Source organism: Pseudomonas sp. LBUM1641, from assembly GCF_059716235.1.
The window spans coordinates 6,364,803-6,388,545 of record NZ_CP166815.1 but is presented as its reverse complement, the minus strand read 5'-3'; the positions used below and the strand labels follow the sequence as shown (position 1 = coordinate 6,388,545).

The following is a 23,743-nucleotide window of genomic DNA, read 5'->3' as shown; positions in this document are numbered from 1 at the left end:
GGAAGGGGTGCATCATGGCAATCGTTAAATGCAAACCGACTTCCCCTGGCCGCCGTTTTGTGGTCAAGGTGGTCAACCAGGAGCTGCATAAAGGCGCTCCTCACGCACCGCTGCTCGAGAAGAAATCGAAGACTGGTGGTCGTAACAACAATGGTCGCATTACCACTCGTCACATCGGTGGTGGCCATAAGCAGCATTATCGTCTGGTCGACTTCCGTCGCAACGACAAAGATGGCATCACTGCCACTGTCGAGCGTATCGAATACGATCCAAACCGTACTGCTCACATCGCTCTGCTGCTGTACGCAGATGGCGAGCGTCGCTACATCATCGCCCCTAAAGGCGTGAGTGCTGGTGACCAGCTGATCGCAGGTGCTTTGGCGCCGATCAAGCCGGGCAACGCTCTGCAACTGCGCAACATTCCAGTTGGTAGCACCGTACACGGCATCGAATTGAAGCCGGGTAAAGGCGCGCAAATCGCTCGTTCCGCTGGTGCTTCGGCTCAGCTGATCGCTCGTGAAGGTGTCTACGTGACCCTGCGTCTGCGCTCTGGTGAAATGCGTAAAGTACTGGCTGAGTGCCGTGCGACCCTGGGCGAAGTCTCGAACTCCGAGCACAGCCTGCGTTCGTTGGGTAAAGCTGGTGCCAAACGCTGGCGTGGCGTTCGCCCAACCGTTCGTGGTGTTGCCATGAACCCGGTTGACCACCCACACGGTGGTGGTGAAGGTCGTACCTCTGGTGGTCGTCATCCGGTATCGCCATGGGGCTTCCCGACTAAGGGCGCGAAGACTCGTGGTAATAAGCGTACCGACAAAATGATCGTCCGTCGTCGCAAGTAAATAGAGGGATACGACAGTGCCACGTTCTCTGAAAAAAGGTCCTTTTATTGATCTTCACCTACTGAAGAAGATCGAAGTGGCGGCGGAAAAGAACGATCGCAAACCGGTGAAAACCTGGTCGCGTCGTTCGATGATCCTGCCACAAATGGTCGGTTTGACCATTGCAGTGCATAACGGTCGCCTACATGTTCCAGTTCTCGTGAACGAAGACATGGTCGGCCACAAACTAGGCGAGTTTGCCGGTACCCGCACATATCGTGGGCACGTGGCAGACAAGAAAGCCAAGCGTTAAGGGGTAAGGAATGATGGAAGTAGCCGCTAAGTTGTCGGGCGCTCGAATCTCCGCCCAGAAAGCCCGCTTGGTCGCCGACCAGATCCGCGGGAAGAAGGTGGGCGAAGCGCTCAACCTGTTGGCTTTCAGCAGTAAGAAAGCCGCCGAGATCATCAAGAAAGTGCTGGAGTCGGCCGTAGCCAACGCCGAGCACAACGAAGGCGCAGACGTTGATGACCTTAAGGTCAGCACCGTTTTCGTCAACGAAGGGCGTTCGCTGAAGCGCATCATGCCTCGTGCCAAAGGCCGAGCTGATCGCATCGTCAAGCGGTCTTGCCATATCACTGTCAAGGTTGCTGACAAGTAACGGAGTCGAAGAGATGGGTCAGAAAGTACATCCCATTGGCATTCGCCTGGGAATCGTCAAGGAGCACACCTCCGTCTGGTACGCAGACGGTCGGACTTATGCGGACTATTTGTTCGCTGATCTGAAGGTGCGTGAGTATCTCCAAGACAAACTAAAAAGCGCGTCCGTGAGCCGTATCGATATCCATCGTCCTGCTCAAACTGCACGTATCACCATTCACACCGCTCGTCCAGGTATCGTTATCGGGAAGAAAGGTGAAGATGTTGAGAAACTGCGTCAGGACCTGACCAAGCAAATGGGTGTGCCTGTGCACATCAATATCGAAGAGATCCGCAAGCCGGAGCTCGACGGTATGCTGGTTGCGCAGAGCGTAGCTCAGCAGCTGGAGCGTCGCGTAATGTTCCGTCGCGCTATGAAGCGCGCAGTACAGAACGCCATGCGCATTGGTGCCAAAGGCATCAAAATCCAAGTGAGCGGTCGTCTCGGCGGTGCTGAAATCGCACGTACTGAATGGTATCGCGAAGGTCGTGTGCCACTGCACACCCTGCGTGCCGACATCGACTATGCCAACTACGAAGCTCACACCACTTACGGTGTGATCGGTGTAAAGGTTTGGATCTTCAAAGGCGAAGTAATTGGTGGTCGCCAAGAAGAACTGAAACCACAAGCACCAGCGCCTCGTAAAAAAGCTGCTAAGTAAGGGGTACGCCAAATGTTGCAACCAAAGCGTACGAAGTTCCGCAAGCAGATGACAGGCCACAACCGTGGTCTGGCTCAGCGCGGTAGCAAAGTCAGCTTCGGCGAATATGCGCTGAAGTCTGTAGCTCGTGGTCGTCTCACCGCTCGTCAGATCGAGTCAGCGCGTCGTGCACTGACCCGTCACGTTAAACGTGGCGGCAAGATCTGGATCCGTGTATTCCCGGACAAGCCTATTTCCAAAAAGCCCCTCGAAGTTCGTATGGGTAAAGGTAAGGGTAGTGTGGAGTACTGGGTTGCCCAGATTCAGCCAGGTAAAGTCCTGTATGAAATCGAGGGTGTAACTGAAGAGCTGGCGCGTGAGGCTTTTGCCCTGGCTGCTGCAAAGCTGCCGCTCGCCACCGCCTTTGTTAAACGGACGGTGATGTGATGAAAGCGAATGAACTTCGTGAAAAAGACGCGCCGCAGCTTAACGAGCAACTGCTCGGCCTGCTGCGCGACCAGTTCAATCTGCGTATGCAGAAAGCAACTGGCCAGTTGGGGCAGTCTCACCTGCTCCGGCAAGTTAAGCGTGACATCGCTCGCGTGAAGACTGTGCTCAAACAGCAGGCAGGTAAGTAATCATGGCTGAAGCCGAAAAAACCGTCCGTACGCTGACTGGCCGTGTTGTCAGCGACAAAATGGACAAGACCATCACCGTTCTGATCGAGCGTCGCGTAAAGCACCCGATCTACGGTAAATACGTTAAGCGTTCGACTAAGCTGCACGCGCACGACGAAACCAATCAGTGCCACATCGGCGACAAAGTCACTATTCGTGAAACTCGTCCGCTGGCCAAGACCAAGTCTTGGGCGCTGGTTGATGTTCTCGAACGCGCTGTGGAAGTCTAAGGACTAGGGGTCGGAGAAATTATATGATTCAGACTCAATCCATGCTCGATGTGGCCGATAACAGCGGCGCACGCCGCGTTATGTGCATCAAGGTGCTGGGTGGCTCCCATCGTCGTTACGCTGGTATCGGTGACATCATCAAAGTTACCGTGAAGGAAGCAATTCCTCGCGGTAAAGTGAAAAAAGGCCAAGTGATGACTGCTGTTGTAGTCCGCACTCGTCACGGCGTACGTCGTGCTGATGGCTCCATTATCCGCTTTGATGGCAACGCTGCTGTTCTTCTGAACAACAAGCAAGAGCCGATCGGCACCCGTATCTTTGGGCCAGTGACCCGTGAACTTCGTACTGAGAAGTTCATGAAGATCGTCTCGCTCGCCCCAGAAGTGCTGTAAGGAGATCCGACATGCAAAAGATTCGTCGTGACGACGAGATCATCGTGATCGCCGGCAAAGACAAAGGTAAGCGCGGTAAGGTGCTTAAGGTTCTCGCCAATAACCGTCTGGTTATCGGTGGTCTGAACCTGGTTAAGCGTCATACCAAGCCTAACCCGATGTCGGGCGTACAAGGCGGTATCGTCGAAAAAGAAGCTCCACTGGACGCTTCTAACGTCGCCATTTTCAACGGCGAAACCAACAAGGCTGATCGCGTTGGTTTCAAAGTAGAAGACGGCAAGAAAATTCGTGTCTTCAAGTCGACCCAAAAAGCGGTTGATGCTTGAACACTGCTAGGTAGAAGACCATGGCACGACTAAAAGAGATTTACTGGAAGGAAATCGCACCGAAGCTTAAGGAAGAACTTAAGCTTTCGAACGTGATGGAAGTTCCACGCGTTACAAAAATCACCCTGAACATGGGTCTGGGCGAAGCGGTCGGTGACAAAAAAGTCATCGAGCACGCTGTTGCCGACCTGGAAAAGATCACCGGTCAAAAAGTCGTTGTGACTTACGCTCGCAAATCCATCGCTGGCTTTAAAGTCCGTGAAGGTTGGCCGATCGGCGTCAAAGTGACTCTGCGCCGTGAGCGTATGTACGAATTCCTGGATCGTCTGCTGTCGATCTCCCTGCCTCGGGTCCGCGACTTCCGCGGCCTGAATGCCAAGTCCTTCGATGGTCGTGGTAACTACAGCATGGGCGTTAAAGAGCAGATCATCTTCCCGGAAATCGACTACGACAAGATCGATGCTCTCCGCGGTCTGGACATCACCCTGACCACCACTGCCAAGAACGATGATGAAGGCCGCGCTCTGCTGCGTGCGTTCAAATTCCCGTTCCGCAACTGATTGGAGTAGGACCATGGCCAAGATGAGCATGAAAAACCGCGAGCTGAAACGTCAGCTCACGGTTGCCAAGTACGCCAAGAAGCGTGCAGCACTGAAAGCAATCATCGTTGATCTGAACGCAAGTCCAGAAGCACGTTGGGAAGCTACAGTTGCTCTGCAGAAGCAGCCACGTGACGCAAGCGCTTCGCGCATGCGTAACCGCTGCCGCCTGACCGGTCGTCCACACGGCGTTTACCGCAAGTTCGGCCTCGGCCGTAACAAACTGCGTGAAGCGGCAATGCGTGGTGACGTACCAGGTCTGGTTAAAGCCAGCTGGTAAGTACTTTCGAAGTCTCGGTGGTCAGGATCGCAAGATACTGACCGCCGGTGGCCTAGAATCTGGAACAAGCCCCTTTTGGGGCTTGTTTCATTTCCGGAGTGTGTCTAAAATACGCGGCTCGCCTGAGCCCGTGTGTTTTGTGCTCGGAGATTCTCGGCGACACGTAATGGCCGCAAGGCTAATTTTTTTGTATTAGGAGCGTCTAGCCATGAGTATGCAGGACCCGTTAGCGGACATGCTAACTCGTATCCGTAATGCCCAGATGGCTGAAAAGTCCGTCGTAAGCATGCCATCTTCCACGTTGAAGGTTGCTGTTGCCAAAGTCCTGAAAGACGAAGGCTACATTGCGGGTTATCAGATCAGCAGCGAAATCAAACCACTGCTGTCCATCGAGCTGAAGTACTTCGAAGGCCGTCCGGTCATCGAAGAAGTGAAGCGCGTTAGCCGTCCAGGCCTGCGTCAGTACAAGTCCGTCGATGATCTGCCAAAAGTTCGTGGCGGTCTCGGTGTGTCTATCGTCTCCACCAACAAAGGTGTGATGACGGATCGTGCTGCGCGCGCTGCCGGTGTCGGCGGCGAAGTTCTTTGCACTGTGTTCTAAGGGGGGATAAGCATGTCACGCGTCGCTAAGAACCCCGTTAAGCTGCCAGCCGGTGTCGAAGTAAAATTCGCAGGCCAACAGCTTTCGGTGAAGGGTGCCAAGGGCACTCTGGAACTGAACATCCATTCGTCCGTTGAGATCGTTGAAGAAGCTGGTGAGCTGCGTTTCGCTGCTCGCAATGGCGATCAACAAACTCGCGCAATGGCCGGTACCACTCGTGCGTTGGTAAACAACATGGTCCAAGGCGTAAGCCAAGGCTTCGAGCGTAAGCTCCAGCTGGTCGGTGTTGGTTACAAAGCGCAAGCAAAAGGCACGGTTTTGAACCTGGCCCTTGGCTTCTCGCACCCAGTGGATTACGAACTGCCGGAAGGCATCACCGCTGAGACCCCAAGCCAAACCGATATCCTGATCAAGGGTATTGATAAGCAGCTGGTAGGTCAGGTGGCCGCTGAGATCCGCGACTTCCGTCCACCAGAGCCGTACAAAGGCAAAGGTGTGCGCTACGCGGACGAAGTCGTCCGTCGTAAAGAAGCCAAGAAGAAGTAGGGCATAGCAAATGACCGACAAAAAAGTTACTCGACTGCGTCGCGCTCGCAAAGCACGCCTGAAAATGCACGAACTCGAAGTCGTGCGTCTCTGCGTGTTCCGCTCGTCGCAGCACATCTACGCCCAGGTCATCTCGGCCGACGGCAACAAAGTCCTGGCAAGCGCCTCGACTTTGGATAAAGAACTGCGTGATGGTGCCACTGGCAACATCGACGCGGCCACTAAGGTTGGCCAGCTGGTCGCTACGCGTGCTAAGGCCGCTGGCGTCTCGCAAGTGGCTTTCGACCGCTCTGGCTTCAAGTACCACGGCCGCGTGAAAGCGCTGGCTGATGCTGCTCGTGAAGCTGGGCTGGAGTTCTAAGTTATGTCAAATAACGACCAAAAGCGCGACGAAGGCTACATTGAGAAGCTGGTTCAAGTTAACCGCGTAGCCAAAACCGTTAAAGGCGGCCGTATCTTCACTTTCACCGCGTTGACCGTGGTTGGTGATGGTAAAGGGCGCGTTGGCTTCGGCCGTGGCAAGTCACGTGAAGTGCCTGCTGCGATCCAGAAGGCAATGGAAGCTGCTCGTCGCAACATGATCCAAGTTGATCTGAACGGCACCACGCTGCAGTACGCAATGAAGTCCGCTCACGGCGCTTCGAAGGTGTACATGCAGCCTGCTTCTGAAGGTACCGGTATCATCGCTGGCGGCGCTATGCGTGCTGTCCTCGAAGTTGCTGGCGTTCAGAACGTTCTGGCCAAGTGCTACGGCTCGACTAACCCGGTAAACGTGGTTCACGCCACTTTCAAAGGTTTGAAAGCTATGCAGTCTCCTGAATCCATTGCCGCCAAGCGTGGCAAAAGCGTCAAGGAGATCTTCTGATCATGGCTACCGTTAAAGTAACGCTGATCAAAAGCATGACCGGCCGCATCCCTAACCACAAATTGTGCGTTAAGGGTTTGGGTCTGCGTCGCATCGGTCACACTGTAGAAGTACTTGATACTCCCGAGAATCGCGGGATGATCAACAAGGCTTACTACATGCTGCGTGTCGAGGGTTAATTCGATGAAACTCAATGATCTGAGTCCAGCGCCGGGTTCCCGTCGCGAAAAGCATCGTCCGGGCCGTGGTATCGGTAGTGGTTTGGGCAAGACCGGTGGCCGTGGCCACAAAGGTCAGTCCTCCCGCTCCGGTGGCACCATCGCTCCAGGCTTTGAAGGCGGTCAACAGCCGCTGCATCGTCGCCTGCCGAAGTTCGGTTTCGTTTCCCTGAAAGCCATGGACCGCGCAGAAGTGCGTTTGTCCGAGCTGGCCAAAGTGGAAGGCGACATCGTTACCGTGCAGACCCTGAAAGATGCCAACGTGATCAACGTCAACGTACAGCGTGTGAAAATCATGCTGTCCGGTGAAGTGACTCGCGCTGTCACTATCGGCAAGGGAATCGGCGCCACCAAAGGTGCGCGTTCGGCTATCGAAGCAGCTGGCGGCAAGTTCGAGGAATAAATGGCTAAGCAAGGTGCTCTCTCAGCGCTCGGCAAAGGCGGTATGTCTGAACTTTGGGCTCGTCTGCGTTTTCTGTTCCTGGCGATTATCGTCTACCGAATAGGCGCACACATCCCGGTTCCAGGTATCAACCCGGACCGACTCGCAGACCTGTTTCGACAGAATGAGGGGACCATTCTTAGCTTGTTCAACATGTTTTCCGGCGGCGCGCTGGAACGGATGAGCATCTTTGCACTGGGGATCATGCCGTACATCTCGGCATCGATCATCATGCAGCTGATGACCGCCGTTAGCCCGCAGCTGGAGCAGTTGAAGAAGGAAGGTGAAGCTGGCCGTCGCAAGATAAGCCAGTACACCCGCTACGGCACTGTCATCCTCGCCCTGGTCCAAGCTATCGGCATGTCCGTTGGCTTGGCCGGGCAGGGTGTTGCGTTCACTGGTGACTTTGGCTTCCATTTCGTCGCGGTATCCACTTTTGTGGCTGGTGCGATGTTCATGATGTGGCTGGGTGAGCAGATTACTGAGCGTGGTGTTGGTAACGGTATCTCGATGTTGATTTTCGCAGGTATCGTTGCCGGTCTTCCGAGAGCGATTGGGCAGTCTTTCGAGTCTGCACGTCAGGGTGATATCAATATCTTCGCCCTGGTTGCCATCGGTTTGTTGGCAGTAGCGATTATCGGTTTTGTGGTGTTCATTGAGCGTGGCCAGCGTCGTATTGCTGTTCACTACGCCAAGCGTCAGCAGGGCCGCAAGGTCTTTGCCGCGCAGACCAGCCACTTGCCGCTGAAAGTGAACATGGCCGGGGTTATTCCCGCCATTTTCGCGAGCAGCATTTTGCTGTTTCCGGCTTCGTTGGGTGCCTGGTTCGGTCAGTCTGAAGGTATGGGCTGGTTGCAGGACATCTCGCAGTCGATCGCTCCTGGTCAGCCGTTGAATATTCTGCTGTTTAGTGCAGGGATTATTTTCTTCTGCTTCTTCTATACGGCGTTGATGTTCAATCCGAAAGACGTAGCGGAAAACCTGAAGAAGTCCGGTGCCTTTATTCCGGGTATTCGTCCAGGTGAGCAGTCTGCGCGCTACATTGATGGCGTTCTGACTCGCTTGACCATGTTCGGTGCTCTATATATGACGGCCGTGTGCTTGTTGCCCCAGTTCCTGGTGGTTGCAGCAAACGTTCCGTTCTACCTTGGCGGGACCTCGTTGCTGATCGTCGTCGTGGTTGTGATGGACTTCATGTCCCAAGTACAATCGCACCTCGTTTCGCACCAGTACGAATCCCTGATGAAGAAAGCCAACCTGAAGGGTTACGGCAGCGGCATGTTGCGCTGAGTACCCATAAGGTTCGAGGAGTTGGTGATGAAAGTTCGTGCATCGGTGAAAAAGCTGTGCCGTAACTGCAAAATTATTCGCCGCGAAGGTGTTGTTCGAGTAATTTGCAGCGCGGAACCGCGTCACAAACAGCGCCAAGGCTGAGTGTGATCCGCTTGAAGCCCGGCAGCTAGTGCGCTGCCGGGTTGATTATTTGTTATTACAGCGATATTATCTCGCGCCCTATTTCTTGGCTTCCGGGGCGTAGGTAGCTGTCAATTGGAGTCCCACTGAATGGCCCGTATTGCAGGCGTTAACATTCCAGATAACAAGCACACTGTTATCTCGCTGACCTACATCTATGGTGTTGGTCGCACTACTGCGCAGAAAATTTGCGCAGACACTGGGGTAAACCCAGCCGCAAAGATCAAAGATCTGAGCGACGAGCAGATTGAGCTGTTGCGTGGCGAAGTGGCGAAGTTCACCACTGAAGGTGACCTGCGTCGCGAAATCAACATGAAAATCAAGCGTTTGATGGACCTCGGTTGCTACCGTGGTCTGCGTCATCGTCGTGGTCTTCCAGTACGCGGTCAGCGTACCAAGACTAACGCGCGTACCCGTAAAGGTCCGCGTAAGCCGATCCGCAAGTAATCGCCCACGCGAATCGACAGGAAATTAATCATGGCAAAACCTGCTGCTCGTCCTCGTAAAAAAGTTAAAAAGACAGTGGTTGATGGCATCGCCCACATCCATGCATCTTTTAACAACACAATCGTGACCATCACCGACCGTCAAGGTAACGCGCTTTCTTGGGCTACCTCCGGTGGTTCGGGTTTCCGCGGTTCCCGCAAGTCCACCCCGTTTGCTGCTCAAGTAGCTGCTGAACGTGCTGGTCAAGCTGCGCTGGAATATGGCCTGAAAAACCTCGACGTCAACGTCAAAGGTCCAGGTCCAGGTCGTGAGTCTGCTGTCCGTGCATTGAACGGCTGTGGCTATAAGATCGCCAGCATCACCGACGTGACGCCAATCCCGCACAACGGGTGCCGTCCGCCGAAGAAGCGCCGCGTGTAATCCAGGAGATTGTAAAGAATGGCTCGTTACATTGGTCCAAAATGCAAACTCGCTCGTCGTGAAGGCACCGATCTCTTTCTGAAGAGCGGCGTGCGCGCGATCGAATCGAAGTGCAACATTGAAGCAGCACCTGGTATCCACGGCCAACGCCGCGGTCGCCAGTCCGATTACGGCACCCAACTGCGTGAAAAGCAGAAGGTCCGTCGTATCTACGGCGTTCTCGAGCGTCAGTTCAGCGGCTACTACAAAGAAGCTGCTGGCAAGAAAGGTGCAACCGGTGAAAACCTGCTGCAACTGCTCGAATGCCGTCTGGACAACGTTGTATACCGTATGGGCTTTGGTTCGACTCGTGCCGAATCCCGTCAGCTGGTATCGCACAAATCCGTCAGCGTAAACGGCCAAACCGTTAACGTCCCGTCCTACCAGGTTCGTGCTGGTGACGTGGTCGCGATTCGCGAGAAAGCAAAAAATCAACTTCGCATTGTCCAAGCTCTCGATCTGTGTGCCCAACGTGGCCGCGTAGAATGGGTAGAAGTAGACACTGAGAAGAAGTCGGGCGTTTTCAAGAACGTTCCTGCTCGCAGTGATCTGTCCGCCGACATCAACGAAAGCCTGATTGTCGAGCTCTACTCCAAGTAAGGGCTAGAAAATAGGTGCATCCATGCAGATTTCGGTAAATGAGTTCCTGACACCCCGTCACATTGATGTGCAGGTTGTCAGTCCAACCCGCGCCAAGATCACTCTCGAGCCTCTCGAGCGTGGTTTTGGCCACACCCTGGGCAACGCGCTGCGCCGCATCCTGTTGTCCTCAATGCCCGGCTGTGCAGTAGTCGAGGCCGAGATTGACGGTGTGCTCCACGAGTACAGCGCCATCGAAGGTGTACAGGAAGACGTAATTGAAATCCTGTTGAACCTTAAAGGTCTGGCTATCAAGCTGCACGGCCGTGACGAAGTTACGCTGACCTTGTCGAAGAAGGGTTCGGGGGTGGTTACCGCTGCCGATATTCAGCTGGATCATGATGTCGAGATCGTTAATCCCGATCACGTAATCGCTAACCTGGCGTCTAACGGCGCCCTGAACATGAAGCTCACCGTAGCTCGTGGTCGTGGTTATGAACCGGCCGACTCGCGTCAGAGCGATGAAGACGAAAGCCGCAGCATTGGTCGCTTGCAGCTCGACTCTTCGTTCAGCCCGGTTCGCCGTATCGCATACGTGGTGGAAAACGCCCGTGTCGAGCAGCGTACTAACCTGGACAAGCTGGTTATTGATCTGGAAACCAACGGTACTCTGGATCCTGAAGAGGCTATCCGCCGCGCTGCAACCATTCTGCAACAGCAGTTGGCTGCGTTCGTCGACCTCAAAGGTGACAGCGAACCAGTGGTAATCGAGCAGGAAGACGAGATCGATCCGATCCTGCTTCGCCCGGTTGACGATCTGGAACTGACTGTACGTTCGGCTAACTGCCTTAAGGCGGAAAACATTTACTACATCGGCGATCTGATTCAGCGCACCGAAGTAGAACTGTTGAAGACTCCGAACCTGGGCAAGAAATCCTTGACTGAAATCAAGGACGTTCTGGCCTCCCGCGGTCTGTCCCTCGGCATGCGCCTCGACAACTGGCCGCCTGCAAGTCTTAAGAAGGACGACAAGGCGACTGCCTGATCGTCGTAATCACCGAACGTGAGTTTGGTAAGGAATGAACCATGCGTCATCGTAAAAGTGGTCGTCACCTGAGCCGTACCAGCTCGCACCGTAAGGCTATGTTCCAGAACATGGCGGTGTCGCTGTTCGAGCACGAGCTGATCAAAACTACACTGCCGAAAGCTAAAGAACTGCGTCGCGTTGCTGAGCCGCTGATTACTTTGGCCAAGACAGACAGCCTGGCTAACCGCCGTTTGGCTTTCGACCGTACTCGTTCGAAAGCTATCGTTGGTAAGCTCTTCAACGACCTGGGCAAGCGTTACGCTACCCGTGAGGGTGGCTACCTGCGCATCCTCAAGTGCGGTTTCCGCGCTGGTGACAACGCTCCTATGGCGTACGTTGAGCTGATCGATCGTCCAGTTGGCGGTGAAGCTGTATCCGCTGAGTAAGACGTCAGTCTGTAACGAAGAACCGGGCCTAGTGCCCGGTTTTTTGTGCGCGGTAGAAAACTGGAATTAACTCGAACGAATAGGTATTTGGCGTATGAAACTGCTTTTCGCTATCCGTACGGATGGTTCGTTAGTTAATTTCTATCGACGCTCATGATTTAATGAATTTGATGGTGTCATCCTCCTGGTCAATACTCCCCCCAAGCCGATTAGCCGGCAGTTCCAAGACTGACCTGAGGAAGATTGAGCATGAGCCAGAATAAAACCCTTACTACCGCCAGCGGCGCCCCCGTTGCCGATAACCAGAATTCCCGTTCGGCCGGCCCACGCGGCCCATTGCTGCTCGACGATTTTCATCTGATCGAGAAGCTCGCGCACTTCAACCGTGAAAACATTCCTGAGCGCCGCGTACACGCTAAAGGCTCGGGTGCTTACGGCACCTTTACCGTCACCCAAGACATCACTCAGTACACCAGCGCCAAGCTGTTCGAGTCTGTGGGTAAGCAAACCCCGACCTTCCTGCGCTTTTCCACGGTAGGTGGCGAACGCGGTTCGGCTGATACTGAGCGCGACCCACGTGGGTTCGCCTTGAAGTTCTACACCGAAGAAGGCAACTGGGACATCGTTGGCAACAACACCCCGGTGTTCTTCATCCGTGATCCGCTGAAATTCCCGGACTTCATTCACACCCAAAAGCGCCTGCCGCAAAGCAACCTGAAAAGTGCGCAGATGATGTGGGACTTCTGGTCGCACTCCCCTGAGGCGCTGCACCAGGTCACCATCCTGTTTTCGGACCGTGGGATCCCTGATGGCTACCGTCACATGCATGGCTTCGGCAGCCACACCTACAGCCTGATCAACGCCAATGGCGAGCGTCACTGGGTGAAGTGGCACTACAAGACCAAGCAAGGTATCAAGAACCTGGCGCCGGCTGAGGCTGCACGTCTGGCGGGTACCGACCCTGACTACGCCCAGCGTGATCTGTTCGCCGCTATCGAGCGCGGTGATTTCCCGAAATGGCGCGTTTGCATCCAGATCATGACGGAAGCCCAGGCGAACGCTCACTACGAGAACCCGTTCGATGTGACCAAGACCTGGTCGCAGAAAGAGTTCCCGCTGATCGAAGTCGGCGAGCTGGAGTTGAACCGCAACCCGCTGAACTACTTCGCTGAAGTTGAGCAAGCGGCTTTCGGTCCAAGCAACATGGTTCCGGGTGTTGGCTTGTCGCCAGACCGCATGCTGCAAGGCCGTGTGTTCGCTTACGCTGATGCCCACCGCTACCGTGTAGGCACCAACCACCAGCACCTGCCGGTTAACGCGCCACTTAGCCCGGTCAATAGCTACCAGCGCGACGGTTCGATGGCGTTCGGCGCCAATGGCGGTGCGGCTCCCAACTACGAGCCAAACAGCTATGCCGATGCGCCGAAACAGGCTCCTCAGTATGCGGAGCCATCTTTGGCCCTGAGCGGCGCGGCTGATCGTTACGATCACCGCGAAGACACCGACTACTACAGCCACGCCGGTGCGCTGTTCCGCCTGATGAATGATGAGCAGAAAGCCCTGCTGATCAACAACATCGCCGGCGCCATGGCGGGTGTTTCCAGTGATGTGGTGCAGCGCCAGTTGCAATACTTCTTCAAGGCCGATCCGGCTTATGGAGAAGGGATCGCATCTGCACTGGGTGTATCGCTTAACTAACTCTAAACGATAAGCAGAACCGCCCTCATTTGGGCGGTTTTTGCGTTATTTCAGCTACTTTTCACCGGAAATCTTCACTTTTCTGCCGTTGGTCCCGTGACCTCCGGGTCATCATGGTTCAAACTACAGACTTTCAAGCAGGGAGATGTAGGGCGATGCAAGGTCACCCCGACGTAATCGATTACCTCAACACGTTGCTGACGGGCGAACTGGCAGCTCGTGACCAATATTTCATTCACTCGCGGATGTACGAAGACTGGGGCTTTACCGAGCTCTACGAGCGTATCAACCATGAAATGGAAGAAGAGGCACAGCACGCCGACGCGCTGATGCGCCGTATCCTGATGCTCGAAGGCACGCCGCGTATGCGTCCCGACGACCTGGACACCGGCACCACGGTGCCAGAGATGCTCGCCAGCGACTTGCGCCTTGAGTACAAGGTCCGTGCCGCGCTCTGTAAGGGCATCGAGCTCTGTGAGCAGCACAACGACTACGTCACGCGGGAAATCCTGCGGGTGCAGTTGAACGACACTGAAGAGGATCACACCTACTGGCTGGAAAAGCAGTTGGGCCTGATCAAGTTGATTGGCCTGGAGAACTACCTGCAATCGCAGTTCTGATTCCTCCGGCTACAAAAAGCCCCTGTCACTGTGTAAGTGACAGGGGCTTTTTCGTGGGCCTGAACAATCAGTCCTTGTCGCGGGCCAGCAGCGGCTTGAGATAGAAGCCTGTGTGAGACTGCTTCATCTCAGACACTTGCTCCGGTGTGCCGACCGCAATGATCTGCCCACCTTTGGAGCCGCCTTCCGGCCCCAGGTCCACCAGCCAGTCGGCGGTCTTGATCACATCCAGGTTGTGCTCGATCACTACCACCGTGTTGCCGTGGTCACGCAAGCGATGCAGCACATCCAGCAATTGCTGAATATCCGCGAAGTGCAAACCAGTGGTCGGCTCATCGAGGATATACAGGGTCTTGCCGGTATCACGCTTGGACAGCTCGCGAGACAGCTTGACCCGCTGCGCCTCGCCACCCGACAGCGTGGTCGCCGACTGCCCGAGCTTGATGTACGACAGGCCGACATCCATCAGCGTCTGCAGCTTGCGCGCCAGGGCCGGTACCGCGTCAAAGAACACCCGGGCTTCCTCGATCGTCATCTCGAGGGTTTCGTGGATGCTCTTGCCCTTGTACTTGATCTCCAGGGTTTCGCGGTTGTAGCGCTTGCTCTTGCACACGTCGCACGGCACGTAGATGTCCGGCAGGAAGTGCATCTCAACCTTGATCAAGCCATCGCCCTGGCACGCCTCACAGCGCCCGCCCTTGACGTTGAACGAGAACCGGCCAGGCCCGTAACCGCGTGAGCGGGATTCCGGCACGCCGGCGAACAGCTCGCGAATCGGCGTGAACAGCCCGGTGTAGGTCGCCGGGTTGGAACGCGGTGTGCGGCCAATCGGGCTTTGGTCAATATCGACCACCTTATCCAGGTGCTCCAGACCCTTGATGCTGTCATGAGCGGCGGCTTCAAGAGTCGTCGCGCCGTTCAGTGCAGTGGCGCTCAGTGGAAACAGCGTGTTGTTGATCAGTGTCGACTTGCCTGAACCGGATACACCGGTCACGCAGGTCAGCAGTCCCAGTGGGATTTCCAGATCGACATTGCGCAAGTTGTTGCCACGCGCGCCTTTGAGGTGCAGTGCCATCTTCTTGTTGCGCGGCGTACGCTTGGCCGGCACGGCGATCTTCACACGGCCCGACAAGTATTTGCCGGTCAGCGAGTCAGGATGCGCCATCACTTCTGCCGGCGTGCCCTCGGCGACAATATGCCCACCGTGCACACCCGCGCCCGGGCCGATGTCGACCACATAGTCGGCCAGGCGAATCGCATCTTCGTCATGCTCAACCACGATCACCGTGTTGCCGATGTCCCGCAGGTGCTTCAGCGTACCCAGCAGGCGATCGTTGTCCCGTTGATGTAAACCAATCGATGGCTCATCGAGGATGTACAACACACCCACCAGACCGGCGCCAATCTGGCTGGCCAAGCGAATCCGCTGGGCTTCACCACCGGAGAGCGTATCGGCACTGCGGTCCAGCGACAGATAGTCCAGCCCAACGTTAACCAGGAACTGCAGCCGCTCACGAATCTCCTTGAGGATCTTGTCGGCAATCTCCCCGCGGCGGCCCGTCAGCTTAAGCGTGCCGAAGTATTCGCAGGCATCACCAATCGGCAGGTTGGTCACCGCCGGCAGTGTCTTTTCGCCGACCCACACGTGCCGCGCTTCACGGCGCAGGCGCGTGCCACGGCAATCCGGGCACGGCTGGGTGCTGAGGAACTTGGCCAGTTCTTCGCGCACGCTGGCGGATTCGGTCTCGCGGTAGCGCCGCTCCAGGTTCGGCACGATGCCTTCGAACGGGTGGGAGCGTTTGACGATATCGCCACGGTCGTTCAAGTACTTGAAGTCGACGTTCTGCGAACCGCTGCCATGCAGGATGAATTTCTGATGTTCGGCCGTCAGTTCGTTGAAGGGTACTTCGAGGCTGAACTTATAGTGCGAGGCCAGCGAACCCAGCATCTGGAAGTAATAGACGTTACGCCTGTCCCAGCCGCGTATCGCACCTTCCGCCAGTGTGAGGTCACCATTGACCAGGCGCTTGATGTCGAAGAATTGCTTAACCCCCAAGCCATCACAGGTCGGGCAGGCGCCGGCCGGGTTGTTGAAGGAAAACAGCTTCGGCTCCAGTTCGCTGATGGCATGGCCGCAGATCGGGCAGGCGAAGCGTGCGGAAAAGATGATTTCTTCCCCTGGCTCGTCGTCCATTGGCGCCACCAGGGCGATACCGTCTGCCAGCTTCAATGCGGTCTCGAAAGATTCCGCCAGGCGCTGCTGCAAATCGGCACGCACCTTGAAACGGTCGACCACCACATCAATCGAATGCTTCTTCTGTTTATCCAGCTTCGGCGCTTCGTCCAGTTCGTAGAGCTTGCCGTTGATCCGGGCGCGAACAAAACCTTGCGCACGCAGTTCTTCGAAGACGGAAAGATGTTCACCCTTGCGCTCGCGAATCACCGGTGCCAGCAGCATCAGCTTGGCGCCTTCCGGCTGGGCCAGCACCAGGTCGACCATCTGGCTGACGGTCTGGGCTTCCAGGGGGATGTCGTGGTCCGGGCAACGGGGGATACCCACGCGGGCATACAGCAGACGCAGGTAGTCGTAGATTTCGGTGATGGTGCCCACGGTGGAACGCGGGTTATGGGACGTGGATTTCTGTTCGATGGAAATCGCGGGCGACAGGCCTTCAATGGTGTCGACGTCGGGCTTTTCCATCATCGACAGGAACTGGCGGGCATAGGCCGACAGGGATTCCACGTAGCGGCGCTGGCCTTCGGCGTACAGCGTGTCAAACGCCAGGGACGACTTGCCGGACCCGGACAAGCCGGTGATGACGATCAGTTTGTCCCGTGGCAGGGTCAGGTCGATGTTCTTCAGGTTGTGGGTTCGAGCCCCACGAATCAGGATCTTGTCCAAGATGGCCTCGCACGGCGGGCGTAAATAATGCAGGAGTATACGGCTAAAGACTGGATGAATATACACTGTCAAAGTGCCGGGTGCAGCCTTACATGAAAGCTGCGCGGCAAAGCGCCGCATATACCCTCTCAATCGATGGGACTGGTAGAATCGCCGCCGGTTCACACGAGGTTTATCCATGCACGATCCCCACAGCGAACGCATGAGTGCCAGCGAGACCCGCGCAGCAAGCGGTCTGGCCCTGGTGTTCGCATTCCGTATGCTTGGCATGTTTATGGTGTTGCCGGTGCTGGCGACCTATGGAATGGATCTCGCAGGAGCGACCCCGGCCCTGATCGGCCTGGCGATTGGCGCCTATGGCCTGACCCAGGCGCTGTTTCAGATTCCGTTTGGGGTCATTTCCGACCGCATCGGCCGCCGGCCGGTGATCTACCTGGGCTTGATCGTATTCGCCCTGGGCAGTGTGCTCGCCGCCAATGCCGACTCGATCTGGGGCGTGATCGCCGGACGCGTCCTGCAAGGCGCCGGCGCGATTTCCGCCGCCGTCATGGCGCTGCTCTCCGACCTGACCCGCGAACAACACCGCACCAAGGCCATGGCTATGATCGGCATGACCATTGGTCTTTCGTTCGCCGTGGCGATGGTAGTCGGCCCGCTGCTGACCCGCGCGTTCGGCTTGCACGGCCTGTTCCTGGCGACGGGTGGCATGGCGTTGTTCGGCATCGTGATCGTTGCCTTTATGGTGCCGCATTCCACCGGGCCGCTGCAGCATCGTGAGTCGGGCGTCGCGAAACAAGCGCTGTTGCCCACCCTCAAGCACCCGGACCTGCTGCGGCTGGATTTGGGTATCTTCGTATTACACGCGATGCTGATGTGCAGCTTCGTCGCCTTGCCCCTGGCCCTGGTGCAAAAAGCCGGGTTGCCCAAGGAGCAGCACTGGTGGGTCTACCTCACCGCGCTGCTGATTTCATTCTTCGCCATGATCCCGTTCATCATCTACGGCGAGAAGAAACGCAAAATGAAACGAGTTCTGCTGGGCGCCGTCGCGACATTGATGCTCACTGAGCTATTCTTCTGGCAGTTCGGCGACAGCCTTCGGGCGCTGGTGATCGGCACGGTGGTGTTCTTCACTGCGTTCAACCTGCTGGAGGCTTCATTGCCTTCGCTGATCAGTAAGGTTTCACCGGCCGGCGGCAAAGGCACGGCGATGGGCGTGTATTCCACCAGCCAGTTCCTCGGTTCTGCACTGGGCGGGATCATGGGCGGCTGGATGTTCCAGCATGGCGGTTTGTCGGTTGTGTTCCTGGGATGCGCAGGTCTGGCTGCCCTCTGGCTAGCCTTTGCTGTTACCATGCGCGAACCTCCCTATGTGACGAGCCTGCGCTTGCCGTTATCGCCCGAAGCGATCCGCGAAGCCGGTCTGGTCGAGCGCCTTAAGGCCGTTGTTGGGGTTACGGATGCTGTGGTTGTTACTGAAGAAGCCGCCATCTACATCAAATTGGACACCGAATTATTGGATCGCGCGACGCTCGAGCAACTGGTCAACCCAGTGCCGACAGCGCGCCCAGCCTAGGAGAACGTTATGGCCCGTGGGGTTAACAAAGTCATATTGGTCGGTACATGCGGCCAGGATCCCGAAGTTCGCTACTTGCCGAACGGTAACGCCGTGACCAACCTGAGTCTGGCGACCAGCGAGCAGTGGACCGACAAGCAAACCGGCCAGAAGGTCGAGAAAACCGAATGGCACCGTGTGTCGATGTTCGGCAAGGTTGCAGAGATCGCCGGTGAATACCTGCGCAAAGGTTCGCAGGTCTACATCGAAGGCAAACTGCAAACCCGCGAGTGGGAAAAAGACGGTATCAAGCGTTACACCACTGAAATCGTGGTCGACATGCAAGGCACCATGCAACTGCTGGGCGGCCGTCCACAGGGCGACCAACAGGGCCAGGGCGGCATGTCCAACTCGGCACCGCGTCCACAGCAGCAGTCGCGTCCGCAGCCAACCCAGCAGCCACAGCGTGAGTCGCGTCCAGCGCCACAGCAGGCCGCTCCTCAGCCAGCAGCCGACTTCGACAGCTTTGATGACGATATTCCGTTCTAAGGTCGCTTGAGACCCGAACTGTCGCGTAACACCTGAAAACCCCCGATGGCCTTGGCCTCGGGGGTTTTTCATTTCGTGGCAGGTAACCGTCTACTCATCGGTAGATGCGGCGCTCACCACCAACTCCCGAAACCGCTCCAGCACCGACGACGTATCGCCCACCCGCGTAGCCAAGTGCAATGGCGCTACCAGGCTCCGACATTCCGAAAGCTCCCGATAAACAATCCCGTCACCTCGCAACCGCTGCATGGACGCTGGCACAATCGAAACCCCAAGCCCCGCCGCCACCAGGCTCAACGTTGCCGTCATGCGCGGCGCCTCTTGCACAACCTGCGGGCTGAAACCCGCTTCGCGACACGCCACCAGAATCGCGTCATACAGCCCAAGCCCCACCCGGCGCCGATACAACACAAACGCCTCGGTGGCCAATGCCGCCATCGGCAGCGGCGTCGACGGATCGATAGCCAGCGGATGATCAGTGGGCAGCGCCAGCAACATCGGCTCCACCAGAATTGGTTCATCCTGCAACGCCTGCGTCCCGCTTAGCGGCGAGCGGATAAATGCCGCGTCGAGCTTTTCATGGAGCAGCGCGTCCAGCAGTTCACCAGTGCCAGCTTCTTCCAAAACAACAGAAACACCGACAAAGGTTTCCCGAAACAGGCGCAACACGCTGGGAACAAATGGATGCAAGGCAGCAGAGCTGGTGAAGCCAATGGCCAAGCGTCCACGTTCACCACGGGCAGCGCGGCGCACGATGTCGGCCACACCATCGACACTGGCCAAGATATGTCGCGCCTCTTCCAGCAAGGCCAAACCCGCAGTGGTCGGGCGCACGCCCCGTGGCAGGCGCTCCATCAACACCACGCCCAACTCGGCTTCCAGACTTTGCAGCAATCGCGTCAATGGTGGTTGCTGCATGCCCAGCCGTTCTGCTGCACGGGTGATATAGCCTTCTTCGGCAATCGCGACGAAGGCCCTGAGCTGCCTGAGCTCCAGCATAAGGAATACTTTTCAGGTATGGGAGGTGGTCAATCCTGGCATTTGTTCTCATGGATCACAAGATTTAGGCTGTCGTCACTCCTCACAGAAGAAGGAACGCCGCAATGACCTGGTCAGCCAAGCAATACTCGATGTTCGAACAACAGCGTACCCGTCCCGTCCGGGATCTGGTGGCGGCCATCCCTGAGGGCGACGTGCGCAGCGCCGTCGACCTGGGCTGTGGTCCTGGCAATTCCACTGAAGTGTTGGCCGAGCGTTTTCCACAGGCATTGGTCACCGGTATGGACAGCTCCGATGACATGCTGGTCGACGCCCGTAAGCGCCTGCCTGGGTTGAACTTCGAATTGGCTGATATCGGCGCCTGGAACCCGGCTCAGACATTCGACGTCATCCTTGCCAATGCATCGCTGCAATGGCTGCCCGACCACGCCACGCTGTATCCGCATTTGGTAAACCAGTTGACGCCAGGCGGCACCCTGGCGGTGCAGACGCCCGACAACCTCGATGAACCGGCCCACAAGCTGGCGCGGGAAGTGGCGGCGGACGGCCCATGGGCTGGAAAGATCGGCGCGGTGAAACACAACGAACGCCATACCGCGAGCTACTACTTTGAGCTGTTGAGCAAACACTGCTCCACGGTGGATGTATGGCGCACCACTTACCACCATCCGCTGGCCGGTTCTGCTGCGGTGGTGGAGTGGTTCAAGGGCTCTGCGTTGCGTCCGTTCCTGGCGCCCCTGACCGAATCGGAAAAGAGCGCGTTCCTTGACGAGTACCTGGCGCGGATCACCAAGGCCTATCCAGCGCTCGCCGATGGCACGGTGTTGCTGCCATTCCCGCGCTTGTTCATCATCGCGACCCGATGAACAACCCGGCCACCCGCTCGCTGTATTCCGCTGCCACTTCCTGAAGCAAGTGGCGCATCCAGCGGTGCGCCGGGTCGCTGTCGAGCACTTTGTTCCACAAGGTGAACTCGCGCAGCAGCGGCAATTGAAAGGGCGGCGCCAGTGCGCGCAATGACAGGAAATCGCCATACAAGGTCGCCAGGCTTCGCGGGATCACCGCGACCCGTTGAGTGCCCACCAGCAGATGCGGCACCGTATTGAAGCTGCTGGTGGTCAACTCGACCCGGCGCGCCTGGCCATAACCCTGAAGGATTTTTTCACTGAAACTGGGTTCGCGGGCACTGCCGAAGTTGACCGCAATGTGCCCCAGGTTCAGGTACTCCTCCAGGCTGAGGTGGTCGCCCACCAGGTTGTTCTGCGACCAGATCACGCATTGGTAGTCATCCTCGAACAACAGCTCCTTGGCATGCAGGTCGGACAGGTACTGATCGGGCATGATCACAAAATCCACCTCACCCTGGGTCAGCATCTGGTTGTAGTGATCGGAGGCGTGCTGGATATCCAGCGTGATGTGTGGCGCTCGTTGCTGCAACCGCTGGGTCAGCGGGCCGAGAATGACCGTGGTCACAAAGTCTGTGGCGATCAGCTTGAAGTGGCGCTTGCAGGTCAGCGGGTCAAACTCGGGTTTGTTGACGATGGTCGATTGAATATCCAGCAGCACCCGACGCACCGGCTCGGCCAGGCCTTGGGCGAGTGGCGTCGGCAGCATTTTGCGTCCCACCTGCACCAGCAGTTCATCATCAAAATAATCCCGCAACCGCGCCAGCAAGCCGCTGGCGGCCGACTGGCTGACGTTCAGGCGCTGCGCTGCGCGCGTGATGTTCTGTTCGGTGAGCAGGGTGTCGAGGACCACCAGCAAATTCAAATCCAGGTGATGAAAACGCATGGCCTTGCCTCCAGATGAGCATGGCGCGTTGTATCACTTTTTTTGGATGGATGGCATCCCGATAATCGATTGTTCGGATTGTTTGGCCCTCCCTATTATCGATTCCAGAAGCGGCAGGAGCGCCGGTTCTCAAAAGACCTTTCAAGACAAAAATAACAAGTCAGAGGTTGGTATTGATGAAACGGGAACGTATGAGCAGCGTCCGGCCGCCTTGCCAGTGGGCCACCCTCGCCGCGGCGCTTGCGGCAATGGGCTGGGTCCACCATGCGGGTGCTTTTGAAATCGACACCGGCGATTCAGACTTGCGTCTGCGCTGGGACAACACCCTCAAGTACAACGCTGCCTGGCGGGTCAAAGACCGGGACAGCAAGCTCGTCAGCACGGTCAATCAGGACGACAGCGACCGTAACTTCAACAAGGGCCTGATCTCCAACCGGCTGAATATCCTGTCCGAATTTGATGCGCGCTGTAACAACTTCGGCGCCCGCGTCAGTGCGGCCGGCTGGTATGACAGCGCGTACGAAGGCGGCAACGACAACGATTCTCCGGCCACCGCCAACCAGCGTTCAGTCAGTTATGACCGCTTCACTGACGACACCCGCAAGCTGCACGGCAGCGATGCCGAGATCCTCGACGCGTTTGTCTTCGGCAAGGGCAACCTCGGCGAACTGCCCACCAGCTTCCGCCTGGGCCGGCACACCGTGCTGTGGGGCGAAAGCCTGTTCTTCGGGGCCAACGGCATTGCGGGCGGGCAAGCACCCGTGGACATCATCAAGGCCACCTCGGTACCCAATACGCCGTTCAAGGAATTGATTCGCCCGGTCAATCAATTCTCCGGGCAGATCCAGTTGCGGCCGAACGTCTCGGTGGCGGCGTACTACCAGTTTGCGTGGGAAGAGAACCGCATCCCTGCCGTAGGCAGTTATTTTTCCACCTCGGATGTGGTGGGCGAGGGCGGTGAACGCTTGATTGTGGGTGGCCCGATCGGCCCCAACCAACAACCGCTGGCGTTCTTTCACGGCAAAGACATCAAGGCCGATGACAAGGGCCAGTACGGTCTGTCGCTGCGTTTTTCGCCTGAAGACTGGAACACCGATTTCGGTCTCTATGCTATCCGCTACCACGCCAAGGACCCGATGGTTTACACCCGCGCCAATGCCGGTGGGCCCAACCCGTTGACCGGTCAACTGGGCGAATACCAACTGGTGTACGCCGAAGGGATTCGCGCATTTGGCGCCAGCTTCAGCACCTCGGTGGGCGATGCCAACGTTGCCGGTGAAGTTTCAGTGCGGCGCAATACGCCGCTGGTGAGCGTGTCCCAGGCCAACCCGACGGGCCAGGGAGACAACGACAGCCATGCCTTGTACGCCGTGGGCAACTCGCTGCACGCCCAGCTCTCCAGCCTCTACTCGTTCAACAGCAACGGCATCTGGGATTCCGCCAGCCTGGCGGGTGAAGTGGCCTGGCACCGGCGCACCAGCATCACCAAAAACGCTGCCGCGCTCGACCCCAACAGCGAGCGCGATGCCTGGGGCCTGCGCATGAGCTTCACCCCCAACTTCTTCCAGGTGTACCCCGGCGTCGACCTGAGTGTACCGCTGGGCCTGGGCTACAACCCGAAAGGGCGCTCGTCGGTGATCAGTAAATTCAACAACGGCGTGGGCGACAAAGGCGGCGATGTGAGCATCGGCCTGCAGCTTGAGTACCTGCAAACCTGGAAGGCCGGCCTCAACTACACGCACTACATCGGCGGCAGCGACAACTTCCTCGATAGCCAGAACGCCAACACCTATGGGCAACCGCTCAAGGACCGCGACTTTATCGCCTTTACCGTCCAGCGATCATTTTGACCGTGGCTGCATAACAACA

The 23,743-nt window shown here is 57.0% G+C and carries 33 protein-coding genes; 30 read left to right on the top strand and 3 right to left on the bottom strand.

The window, feature by feature from the left end:
* Positions 1-14 precede the first annotated feature (14 nt).
* From rplB to bfr, 26 genes are all read left to right on the top strand, one after another.
* Complete coding sequence (gene rplB, locus ACA046_RS29475) at positions 15-839, top strand: 50S ribosomal protein L2 (RefSeq protein WP_032884535.1); 825 nt, start codon at positions 15-17, stop codon at positions 837-839.
* Positions 840-855: 16 nt separating this feature from the next.
* The gene (gene rpsS / locus ACA046_RS29470; protein ID WP_003232420.1) at positions 856-1,131 is read left to right on the top strand and encodes a 30S ribosomal protein S19; all 276 of its coding nucleotides are present in this window, start codon (positions 856-858) and stop codon (positions 1,129-1,131) included.
* A 13-nt stretch (positions 1,132-1,144) separates the two neighbouring features.
* Complete coding sequence (gene rplV, locus ACA046_RS29465; protein ID WP_003210077.1) at positions 1,145-1,477, top strand: 50S ribosomal protein L22; 333 nt, start codon at positions 1,145-1,147, stop codon at positions 1,475-1,477.
* A 13-nt stretch (positions 1,478-1,490) separates the two neighbouring features.
* Positions 1,491-2,177: a 30S ribosomal protein S3 gene (gene rpsC, locus ACA046_RS29460; protein WP_003176422.1), complete on the top strand. Its 687-nt coding sequence runs from the start codon at positions 1,491-1,493 to the stop codon at positions 2,175-2,177.
* Positions 2,178-2,189: 12 nt separating this feature from the next.
* Positions 2,190-2,603 carry a 50S ribosomal protein L16 gene (gene rplP / locus ACA046_RS29455; protein ID WP_045057467.1) on the top strand — a complete coding sequence of 138 codons (414 nt, stop codon included), beginning with the start codon at positions 2,190-2,192 and terminating at the stop codon, positions 2,601-2,603.
* Positions 2,603-2,794, top strand: a complete 192-nt coding sequence (gene rpmC, locus ACA046_RS29450; RefSeq protein WP_008030901.1) for a 50S ribosomal protein L29 — start codon at positions 2,603-2,605, stop codon at positions 2,792-2,794. Before rplP ends, rpmC begins: the two co-directional genes overlap by 1 nt.
* A gap of 2 nt (positions 2,795-2,796) precedes the next feature.
* Positions 2,797-3,063 carry a 30S ribosomal protein S17 gene (gene rpsQ / locus ACA046_RS29445; protein WP_003176419.1) on the top strand — a complete coding sequence of 89 codons (267 nt, stop codon included), beginning with the start codon at positions 2,797-2,799 and terminating at the stop codon, positions 3,061-3,063.
* Between the two features lie 23 nt (positions 3,064-3,086).
* Entirely contained in the window at positions 3,087-3,455 is a 369-nt protein-coding gene (gene rplN, locus ACA046_RS29440) for a 50S ribosomal protein L14 (RefSeq protein WP_002555479.1), read from the top strand.
* An 11-nt stretch (positions 3,456-3,466) separates the two neighbouring features.
* Positions 3,467-3,781 carry a 50S ribosomal protein L24 gene (gene rplX, locus ACA046_RS29435; protein ID WP_003176416.1) on the top strand — a complete coding sequence of 105 codons (315 nt, stop codon included), beginning with the start codon at positions 3,467-3,469 and terminating at the stop codon, positions 3,779-3,781.
* A gap of 20 nt (positions 3,782-3,801) precedes the next feature.
* Positions 3,802-4,341, top strand: a complete 540-nt coding sequence (gene rplE / locus ACA046_RS29430; protein WP_003176415.1) for a 50S ribosomal protein L5 — start codon at positions 3,802-3,804, stop codon at positions 4,339-4,341.
* Positions 4,342-4,354: 13 nt separating this feature from the next.
* Positions 4,355-4,660, top strand: a complete 306-nt coding sequence (gene rpsN / locus ACA046_RS29425; protein ID WP_003176414.1) for a 30S ribosomal protein S14 — start codon at positions 4,355-4,357, stop codon at positions 4,658-4,660.
* Positions 4,661-4,868: 208 nt separating this feature from the next.
* On the top strand, positions 4,869-5,261 hold the full coding sequence (gene rpsH / locus ACA046_RS29420; RefSeq protein ID WP_003186040.1) for a 30S ribosomal protein S8: 393 nt from the start codon (positions 4,869-4,871) through the stop codon (positions 5,259-5,261).
* Positions 5,262-5,273: 12 nt separating this feature from the next.
* Positions 5,274-5,807, top strand: coding sequence for a 50S ribosomal protein L6 (rplF, locus tag ACA046_RS29415; RefSeq protein ID WP_003176412.1), 534 nt, complete (start codon positions 5,274-5,276; stop codon positions 5,805-5,807).
* Positions 5,808-5,817: 10 nt separating this feature from the next.
* Complete coding sequence (gene rplR / locus ACA046_RS29410; protein ID WP_003186037.1) at positions 5,818-6,168, top strand: 50S ribosomal protein L18; 351 nt, start codon at positions 5,818-5,820, stop codon at positions 6,166-6,168.
* Positions 6,169-6,171: 3 nt separating this feature from the next.
* A complete protein-coding gene (gene rpsE / locus ACA046_RS29405) occupies positions 6,172-6,672 on the top strand; it encodes a 30S ribosomal protein S5 (RefSeq protein ID WP_003186035.1) in 501 nt (166 codons plus the stop codon).
* 2 nt (positions 6,673-6,674) lie between these two features.
* Complete coding sequence (rpmD, locus tag ACA046_RS29400; RefSeq protein ID WP_003186033.1) at positions 6,675-6,851, top strand: 50S ribosomal protein L30; 177 nt, start codon at positions 6,675-6,677, stop codon at positions 6,849-6,851.
* Positions 6,852-6,855: 4 nt separating this feature from the next.
* The gene (gene rplO, locus ACA046_RS29395) at positions 6,856-7,293 is read left to right on the top strand and encodes a 50S ribosomal protein L15 (protein ID WP_003210066.1); all 438 of its coding nucleotides are present in this window, start codon (positions 6,856-6,858) and stop codon (positions 7,291-7,293) included.
* The gene (gene secY, locus ACA046_RS29390; protein ID WP_003210064.1) at positions 7,294-8,622 is read left to right on the top strand and encodes a preprotein translocase subunit SecY; all 1,329 of its coding nucleotides are present in this window, start codon (positions 7,294-7,296) and stop codon (positions 8,620-8,622) included.
* 27 nt (positions 8,623-8,649) lie between these two features.
* Positions 8,650-8,766 (top strand): 50S ribosomal protein L36, encoded by a 117-nt coding sequence (gene rpmJ, locus ACA046_RS29385; RefSeq protein WP_002555468.1) that lies wholly within the window; start codon positions 8,650-8,652, stop codon positions 8,764-8,766.
* 129 nt (positions 8,767-8,895) lie between these two features.
* Positions 8,896-9,252: a 30S ribosomal protein S13 gene (gene rpsM, locus ACA046_RS29380; RefSeq protein ID WP_003210063.1), complete on the top strand. Its 357-nt coding sequence runs from the start codon at positions 8,896-8,898 to the stop codon at positions 9,250-9,252.
* Between the two features lie 30 nt (positions 9,253-9,282).
* Positions 9,283-9,672 carry a 30S ribosomal protein S11 gene (gene rpsK, locus ACA046_RS29375; protein ID WP_002555466.1) on the top strand — a complete coding sequence of 130 codons (390 nt, stop codon included), beginning with the start codon at positions 9,283-9,285 and terminating at the stop codon, positions 9,670-9,672.
* A gap of 18 nt (positions 9,673-9,690) precedes the next feature.
* Positions 9,691-10,311: a 30S ribosomal protein S4 gene (gene rpsD, locus ACA046_RS29370; RefSeq protein WP_003210056.1), complete on the top strand. Its 621-nt coding sequence runs from the start codon at positions 9,691-9,693 to the stop codon at positions 10,309-10,311.
* Positions 10,312-10,333: 22 nt separating this feature from the next.
* A complete protein-coding gene (locus tag ACA046_RS29365; RefSeq protein WP_003176403.1) occupies positions 10,334-11,335 on the top strand; it encodes a DNA-directed RNA polymerase subunit alpha in 1,002 nt (333 codons plus the stop codon).
* Between the two features lie 41 nt (positions 11,336-11,376).
* Positions 11,377-11,763, top strand: coding sequence for a 50S ribosomal protein L17 (gene rplQ, locus ACA046_RS29360; RefSeq protein WP_003210053.1), 387 nt, complete (start codon positions 11,377-11,379; stop codon positions 11,761-11,763).
* Positions 11,764-12,012: 249 nt separating this feature from the next.
* The gene (locus tag ACA046_RS29355; RefSeq protein ID WP_497675464.1) at positions 12,013-13,461 is read left to right on the top strand and encodes a catalase; all 1,449 of its coding nucleotides are present in this window, start codon (positions 12,013-12,015) and stop codon (positions 13,459-13,461) included.
* A 155-nt stretch (positions 13,462-13,616) separates the two neighbouring features.
* Entirely contained in the window at positions 13,617-14,081 is a 465-nt protein-coding gene (gene bfr, locus ACA046_RS29350; RefSeq protein WP_003210048.1) for a bacterioferritin, read from the top strand.
* Positions 14,082-14,148: 67 nt separating this feature from the next.
* On the opposite strand, the gene uvrA is transcribed toward bfr, so the two are convergent.
* Positions 14,149-16,983 carry an excinuclease ABC subunit UvrA gene (gene uvrA, locus ACA046_RS29345; protein ID WP_010174605.1) on the bottom strand — a complete coding sequence of 945 codons (2,835 nt, stop codon included), beginning with the start codon at positions 16,981-16,983 and terminating at the stop codon, positions 14,149-14,151.
* Positions 16,984-17,161: 178 nt separating this feature from the next.
* Here uvrA and ACA046_RS29340 point away from each other — a divergent pair, with 178 nt between their 5' ends.
* Positions 17,162-18,556 (top strand): MFS transporter, encoded by a 1,395-nt coding sequence (locus ACA046_RS29340; RefSeq protein ID WP_497675463.1) that lies wholly within the window; start codon positions 17,162-17,164, stop codon positions 18,554-18,556.
* Between the two features lie 9 nt (positions 18,557-18,565).
* Positions 18,566-19,084, top strand: coding sequence for a single-stranded DNA-binding protein (locus ACA046_RS29335; RefSeq protein ID WP_003210042.1), 519 nt, complete (start codon positions 18,566-18,568; stop codon positions 19,082-19,084).
* A gap of 90 nt (positions 19,085-19,174) precedes the next feature.
* On the opposite strand, the gene ACA046_RS29330 is transcribed toward ACA046_RS29335, so the two are convergent.
* A complete protein-coding gene (locus ACA046_RS29330; RefSeq protein ID WP_459024143.1) occupies positions 19,175-20,083 on the bottom strand; it encodes a LysR family transcriptional regulator in 909 nt (302 codons plus the stop codon).
* 104 nt (positions 20,084-20,187) lie between these two features.
* Here ACA046_RS29330 and tam point away from each other — a divergent pair, with 104 nt between their 5' ends.
* Entirely contained in the window at positions 20,188-20,949 is a 762-nt protein-coding gene (tam, locus tag ACA046_RS29325) for a trans-aconitate 2-methyltransferase (RefSeq protein ID WP_459024141.1), read from the top strand.
* On the opposite strand, the gene ACA046_RS29320 is transcribed toward tam, so the two are convergent.
* On the bottom strand, positions 20,933-21,874 hold the full coding sequence (locus ACA046_RS29320) for a LysR family transcriptional regulator (RefSeq protein WP_459024139.1): 942 nt from the start codon (positions 21,872-21,874) through the stop codon (positions 20,933-20,935). The two genes, tam and ACA046_RS29320, sit on opposite strands and share 17 nt — an antisense overlap.
* A gap of 176 nt (positions 21,875-22,050) precedes the next feature.
* Here ACA046_RS29320 and ACA046_RS29315 point away from each other — a divergent pair, with 176 nt between their 5' ends.
* A complete protein-coding gene (locus ACA046_RS29315; protein WP_497675462.1) occupies positions 22,051-23,724 on the top strand; it encodes a DUF1302 domain-containing protein in 1,674 nt (557 codons plus the stop codon).
* Positions 23,725-23,743: the final 19 nt, after the last annotated feature.

Excerpts from the sequence above, each read along its gene's own strand:
- rplB (WP_032884535.1), top strand. The coding sequence starts at position 15 with ATGGCAATCGTTAAATGCAAACCGACTTCCCCTGGCCGCCGTTTTGTG.
- rplV (WP_003210077.1), top strand. The coding sequence starts at position 1,145 with ATGGAAGTAGCCGCTAAGTTGTCGGGCGCTCGAATCTCCGCCCAGAAA.
- rpsC (WP_003176422.1), top strand. The coding sequence starts at position 1,491 with ATGGGTCAGAAAGTACATCCCATTGGCATTCGCCTGGGAATCGTCAAG.
- rplP (WP_045057467.1), top strand. The coding sequence starts at position 2,190 with ATGTTGCAACCAAAGCGTACGAAGTTCCGCAAGCAGATGACAGGCCAC.
- rpmC (WP_008030901.1), top strand. The coding sequence starts at position 2,603 with ATGAAAGCGAATGAACTTCGTGAAAAAGACGCGCCGCAGCTTAACGAG.
- rpsQ (WP_003176419.1), top strand. The coding sequence starts at position 2,797 with ATGGCTGAAGCCGAAAAAACCGTCCGTACGCTGACTGGCCGTGTTGTC.
- rplN (WP_002555479.1), top strand. The coding sequence starts at position 3,087 with ATGATTCAGACTCAATCCATGCTCGATGTGGCCGATAACAGCGGCGCA.
- rplX (WP_003176416.1), top strand. The coding sequence starts at position 3,467 with ATGCAAAAGATTCGTCGTGACGACGAGATCATCGTGATCGCCGGCAAA.
- rplE (WP_003176415.1), top strand. The coding sequence starts at position 3,802 with ATGGCACGACTAAAAGAGATTTACTGGAAGGAAATCGCACCGAAGCTT.
- rpsN (WP_003176414.1), top strand. The coding sequence starts at position 4,355 with ATGGCCAAGATGAGCATGAAAAACCGCGAGCTGAAACGTCAGCTCACG.
- rpsH (WP_003186040.1), top strand. The coding sequence starts at position 4,869 with ATGAGTATGCAGGACCCGTTAGCGGACATGCTAACTCGTATCCGTAAT.
- rplF (WP_003176412.1), top strand. The coding sequence starts at position 5,274 with ATGTCACGCGTCGCTAAGAACCCCGTTAAGCTGCCAGCCGGTGTCGAA.
- rplR (WP_003186037.1), top strand. The coding sequence starts at position 5,818 with ATGACCGACAAAAAAGTTACTCGACTGCGTCGCGCTCGCAAAGCACGC.
- rpsE (WP_003186035.1), top strand. The coding sequence starts at position 6,172 with ATGTCAAATAACGACCAAAAGCGCGACGAAGGCTACATTGAGAAGCTG.
- rpmD (WP_003186033.1), top strand. The coding sequence starts at position 6,675 with ATGGCTACCGTTAAAGTAACGCTGATCAAAAGCATGACCGGCCGCATC.
- rplO (WP_003210066.1), top strand. The coding sequence starts at position 6,856 with ATGAAACTCAATGATCTGAGTCCAGCGCCGGGTTCCCGTCGCGAAAAG.
- secY (WP_003210064.1), top strand. The coding sequence starts at position 7,294 with ATGGCTAAGCAAGGTGCTCTCTCAGCGCTCGGCAAAGGCGGTATGTCT.
- rpmJ (WP_002555468.1), top strand. The coding sequence starts at position 8,650 with ATGAAAGTTCGTGCATCGGTGAAAAAGCTGTGCCGTAACTGCAAAATT.
- rpsM (WP_003210063.1), top strand. The coding sequence starts at position 8,896 with ATGGCCCGTATTGCAGGCGTTAACATTCCAGATAACAAGCACACTGTT.
- rpsK (WP_002555466.1), top strand. The coding sequence starts at position 9,283 with ATGGCAAAACCTGCTGCTCGTCCTCGTAAAAAAGTTAAAAAGACAGTG.
- rpsD (WP_003210056.1), top strand. The coding sequence starts at position 9,691 with ATGGCTCGTTACATTGGTCCAAAATGCAAACTCGCTCGTCGTGAAGGC.
- ACA046_RS29365 (WP_003176403.1), top strand. The coding sequence starts at position 10,334 with ATGCAGATTTCGGTAAATGAGTTCCTGACACCCCGTCACATTGATGTG.
- rplQ (WP_003210053.1), top strand. The coding sequence starts at position 11,377 with ATGCGTCATCGTAAAAGTGGTCGTCACCTGAGCCGTACCAGCTCGCAC.
- ACA046_RS29355 (WP_497675464.1), top strand. The coding sequence starts at position 12,013 with ATGAGCCAGAATAAAACCCTTACTACCGCCAGCGGCGCCCCCGTTGCC.
- bfr (WP_003210048.1), top strand. The coding sequence starts at position 13,617 with ATGCAAGGTCACCCCGACGTAATCGATTACCTCAACACGTTGCTGACG.
- ACA046_RS29340 (WP_497675463.1), top strand. The coding sequence starts at position 17,162 with ATGCACGATCCCCACAGCGAACGCATGAGTGCCAGCGAGACCCGCGCA.
- ACA046_RS29335 (WP_003210042.1), top strand. The coding sequence starts at position 18,566 with ATGGCCCGTGGGGTTAACAAAGTCATATTGGTCGGTACATGCGGCCAG.
- ACA046_RS29330 (WP_459024143.1), bottom strand. The coding sequence starts at position 20,083 with ATGCTGGAGCTCAGGCAGCTCAGGGCCTTCGTCGCGATTGCCGAAGAA.
- tam (WP_459024141.1), top strand. The coding sequence starts at position 20,188 with ATGACCTGGTCAGCCAAGCAATACTCGATGTTCGAACAACAGCGTACC.
- ACA046_RS29320 (WP_459024139.1), bottom strand. The coding sequence starts at position 21,874 with ATGCGTTTTCATCACCTGGATTTGAATTTGCTGGTGGTCCTCGACACC.
- ACA046_RS29315 (WP_497675462.1), top strand. The coding sequence starts at position 22,051 with ATGAAACGGGAACGTATGAGCAGCGTCCGGCCGCCTTGCCAGTGGGCC.